Genomic DNA, 3,892 nt, shown 5'->3' with positions numbered 1-3,892 from the left:
ATTTTGGCGTCTTTTTGCATGGTGTTTGAAGTGTAAATGCCCTCGCCAGGGGGTGCCACAATGTGAAGCCCGGGGATTGCCATGCTTTTTACGTGCGTTGGGGTTCGCCCCAGGGCGTGCCGGCCGAACTTTGCATCGGCATGGGTAACAATCCCGGGCTTGATCAGGATGTGAAGCGGAGAACCAATTGAAGAGCGATCCCAGCAACCCTCAGTCATTTTCATCGAATGCCCGCTCGCGCCGAGTCAAACTGTTTGCCGGCTACATCGATGATCTGTATGCCAAGGGTGCGTTTTCCAAGAAGATCAAAATCCTGGATATTGGCGGCACGGTGGCTTTCTGGGAAATGAACGCGGCCCATCTGCCCGTGGACAAGATCGAGCTGGTGGAGGTGGTGAACCTGCCCCCCGTGAACGAGGAAACCCGCGAGATCAACGGCCTGAAGGTGCAGGCTTACGCTGGCAATGCCTTGAACGCCGCATCGCTGCGCTCAAGCTCCTACGACATCGTTCACAGCAACTCCGTGATCGAGCACGTGGGCAATTACGCCGCACAGCGGGTGTTTGCCCAGAACGTGACCAAGCTGGCACGTTTCCACTTCATCCAGACGCCCTGCCGCCTGTTCCCGATCGAGCCGCATTTCTATTTCCCGTTCTTCCCTGTCCTGCCGCTGAGCCTGCGCACTTATCTGCACCACAACTTCCATCTGGGATTCATGCCGAAAGAGGCCTCTTGGGTACAGGCCCGGATCAACTGCGAAGAAACCCGGCTGATGACCCGCAAAGAGCTGCAGGGGGTATTCGAGGGCAGCACCATCCTGGCTGAGAAATTCCTGTTTCTCAAGAAATCCTGGATGGTGACCAACATGGCGAAGGCTTGAGCAGGCCTTTGTCCATGCCAACTCGGCCCAGAGTGCTGCTGGTCCACAACGCGTACCAGCAGCGCGGCGGCGAAGACAGCGTTCTGGAATCCGAAATGGCCCTGCTGCGACAGCAAGGCCATGAGGTGGCCCTGTACCACCGCAGCAATGACGACATCCAGGCCATGTCCAAGCCTGAGCTGCTGGCCAATACCCTGTGGTCCCGCCAGACAGTGCGCGACATCCACGATTGGGCCGCCCGCTTCAAGCCCGACGTGATCCACGTGCACAACACGTTGCCGCTGGTGTCGCCCTCGGTGTACTGGGGCGCGGCGGATGTGGGCGTGCCGGTGGTGCAGACCCTGCACAATTACCGCCTGGCCTGCCTGGATGCCACCTTCCTGCGCGAAGGCCGCATCTGCGAAGACTGCCTGGGCAAGGTGCCGTGGCGCGGCGTGGTGCATGGGTGCTACCGGGGGTCGGCGCTCCATTCGGGTGCGATGGCGTCCATGTTGGTGATGCACCGGGCCATCGGCACTTACCGCCGCAAGGTGACGCGCTACATCGCGCTGAGCGAGTTCGGGCGCGCCAAGTTGACCCAGGCCGGCCTGCCGGCAGAGCGCATCAGTGTGAAGCCCAATTTCCTGGAGTGGCGCGACCAGCCTGACTGGAGCAACCGGGACGGTGGCCTGTTCGTGGGCCGGCTCAGCCCGGAAAAGGGCGTGGACGTGCTGCTGCAGGCCTTGGCGCGCCTGCCCTCCCCCAATGTGCGGGTGGTGGGAGGAGGCCCTCTGGAGGGCCAGGTTCATCACCAGCTGGGGCCCAACGCGTTGGGGTTCCAGCCGCTGCCGCAGGTGATGGCGCTGATGCAATCGGCGGCGTTCATGGTGCTGCCCAGCCTCTGGTACGAGGGGTTTCCACGCACCATCGTGGAGGCTTTTGCCAATGGCACCCCCGTGGTGGCCAGCCGCCTGGGCGCCATGGCCGAGGTGATCGAAGACGGTGTGACCGGGCTGCTGTTCACGCCGGGCGACGTGCCGGACCTGACCGCCAAGCTGGCCTGGGCCTTGTCGCACCCGCAGGACATGCTGGCCATGGGCCGGGCCGCCAGGCGCCGCTATGAAACACACTACTCGCCCGATGTGAACCACGCCCAGTTGTTGTCTATTTACAGCCAGGCCATCACGGAACATCATGCAGATGGGGGAAGTTCCTGAGGGTTATCCGTGGGAACTTCATTGAACTATAGGTAACAATCTCGGGCGCCTATTCTTGGCCCGATTCAAGACGGGCGGCAGTCCAGCCATGTCCACCACGATTTCCACTCCTTCCACGGCCTCAGCGGCGCAGCAGGGTCCTGCGGTCGAATACCCGATAGGGGCGCTGGGCCTGCTGGCATTCGGCTTCCTGCTGCTGTACATCCCCACTTACATCACCTTGGCCGAGGGCACCTGGTCAACGGATGAGCAAGGCCATGGTCCGATGATCCTGGGCGCGTGCGCCTGGCTACTCTGGACGATGCGCGAAAAGATCTTTGCCGGCCCGGCCAGACCGGCGCCGGTGGCCGGATTCGTTTGCCTGCTCACCGGCACCGTGCTGTATGCCATCAGCCGTTCGCAGCAGGTCATCGAGGTCGAGGGCTTTTCTCAGATCCCGGTGCTGATCGGTTGCCTGCTGCTGCTGCGCGGCTGGAGCGGTGTGCGCACAGCCTGGTTCCCCCTGTTCTTCCTGCTCTTCATGGTGCCCTTGCCTGGCGCCCTGGTGCAGGCCATGACGCTGCCGCTCAAGGCCGTGGTGTCCTACGTGGCAGAGAACCTGCTGTACTGGGCTGGCTACCCCATCGGCCGCACGGGCGTGATGCTGACGATCGGGCCTTACCAGTTGCTGGTGGCAGACGCCTGCTCGGGCTTGAACTCGCTGTNACGGGCGTGATGCTGACGATCGGGCCTTACCAGTTGCTGGTGGCAGACGCCTGCTCGGGCTTGAACTCGCTGTTCACGCTCGAGGCCCTGGGCCTGCTGTACATGAACGTCATGAACTACAAGTCCAAAGCGCGTAACGTGGCCCTGGCGATCATGATCATCCCGATTTCCTTCGTGTCCAACGTGACGCGGGTACTCACACTGGTGCTGATCACGTATTACTTCGGCGACCAAGTGGGCCAGGGTTTTGCGCACAATTTCGCAGGCATGGTCCTGTTCACTGTGGCCCTGGTGTTGACCTATGGTTTCGACCGGCTTCTGGCCGCCCGTTTTGACAAGGAGCCCCGCCATGCCGCCGCTCAAGCTTAAGCAGATTCCGAGGATCCTGTTCGTGGCGGCCGCCGTGATGGTGGCCGGGGCGGCCGCCTCCATGGCCCTCAAGCCCACCCGCATGACAGCCGACGACCGGCCACCGTTGAGAGTGGAAGCCTTGTTGCCGTCCAGTTTTGGTGACTGGCAAACAGACCAGCACACCGCCGTGGTCACGCCCGACCCGACTTTGTCTGCCAAGCTGGATGCGCTGTACTCGGAGACCTTCAACCGCACCTACGTGAACAGCAAGGGCCAGCGCATCATGCTGTCGATCGCCTACGGGCGTAATCAGAACTCGCAGTCCACTGCGGCGCACCGGCCAGAGTTCTGTTACGTGGCACAGGGTTTCAACATCAAGCACGAAGGCTTTTCTACCTTGAACCTGCCTGGGCATCAGCCCCTCAAGGTGGCGCGCCTGCTGGCCGACCTGGACAACCGGATCGAACCCATCACCTACTGGGTAACCCTGGACGACAAGGCCATCATGCCCGGCGTTGAGCGCAAATTGACGCAATTGCAATATGGCTTGCGTGGTTTGATTGCCGATGGAATGCTGGTTCGGGTGTCTTCTTTGGTCAATAGCCGGCAACAACTCGACTATTCTTTGCACGATCAGTTCCTGGCCGACATGGAAGCGGCCATTCCCGGCGGGTTCAAATCCCGGTTCTTCGGCTCCTGAGACATTCTGACCTTATGACCTCCCAACGCAAAGTTGCCCTGATCACCGGCGTGACCGGCC

The 3,892-nt window shown here is 61.5% G+C and carries 5 protein-coding genes; all 5 read left to right on the top strand.

Going from position 1 to position 3,892, the window contains the following annotated elements; genetic code table 11:
• Window positions 1-187: 187 nt before the first annotated feature.
• The gene (locus tag EIP75_RS23610) at window positions 188-880 is read left to right on the top strand and encodes a class I SAM-dependent methyltransferase (protein ID WP_125245639.1); all 693 of its coding nucleotides are present in this window, start codon (window positions 188-190) and stop codon (window positions 878-880) included.
• A gap of 14 nt (window positions 881-894) precedes the next feature.
• Window positions 895-2,076, top strand: a complete 1,182-nt coding sequence (locus tag EIP75_RS23605) for a glycosyltransferase family 4 protein (RefSeq protein ID WP_125245638.1) — start codon at window positions 895-897, stop codon at window positions 2,074-2,076.
• Between the two features lie 88 nt (window positions 2,077-2,164).
• Window positions 2,165-2,791 (top strand): archaeosortase/exosortase family protein, encoded by a 627-nt coding sequence (locus tag EIP75_RS24780; RefSeq protein WP_233585021.1) that lies wholly within the window; start codon window positions 2,165-2,167, stop codon window positions 2,789-2,791.
• Window positions 2,791-3,150 (top strand): archaeosortase/exosortase family protein, encoded by a 360-nt coding sequence (locus EIP75_RS24775; RefSeq protein WP_233585022.1) that lies wholly within the window; start codon window positions 2,791-2,793, stop codon window positions 3,148-3,150. The genes EIP75_RS24780 and EIP75_RS24775 overlap by 1 nt, the downstream gene beginning before the upstream one ends.
• Window positions 3,131-3,832, top strand: coding sequence for an exosortase-associated protein EpsI, B-type (epsI, locus tag EIP75_RS23595; protein WP_158622971.1), 702 nt, complete (start codon window positions 3,131-3,133; stop codon window positions 3,830-3,832). Before EIP75_RS24775 ends, epsI begins: the two co-directional genes overlap by 20 nt.
• Window positions 3,833-3,892: the final 60 nt, after the last annotated feature.

This window comes from Aquabacterium soli (genome assembly GCF_003933735.1).
Lineage (GTDB): Bacteria > Pseudomonadota > Gammaproteobacteria > Burkholderiales > Burkholderiaceae_C > Aquabacterium > Aquabacterium soli.
The sequence above is the reverse complement of the archived record's forward strand: the minus strand, read 5'-3'. Positions and strand labels throughout refer to the sequence as shown.

Bases quoted from the DNA above. Each gene is read 5' to 3' on its own strand.
- EIP75_RS23605 (WP_125245638.1), top strand. From the start codon at position 895: ATGCCAACTCGGCCCAGAGTGCTGCTGGTCCACAACGCGTACCAGCAG.
- EIP75_RS24775 (WP_233585022.1), top strand. From the start codon at position 2,791: ATGCTGACGATCGGGCCTTACCAGTTGCTGGTGGCAGACGCCTGCTCG.
- epsI (WP_158622971.1), top strand. From the start codon at position 3,131: ATGCCGCCGCTCAAGCTTAAGCAGATTCCGAGGATCCTGTTCGTGGCG.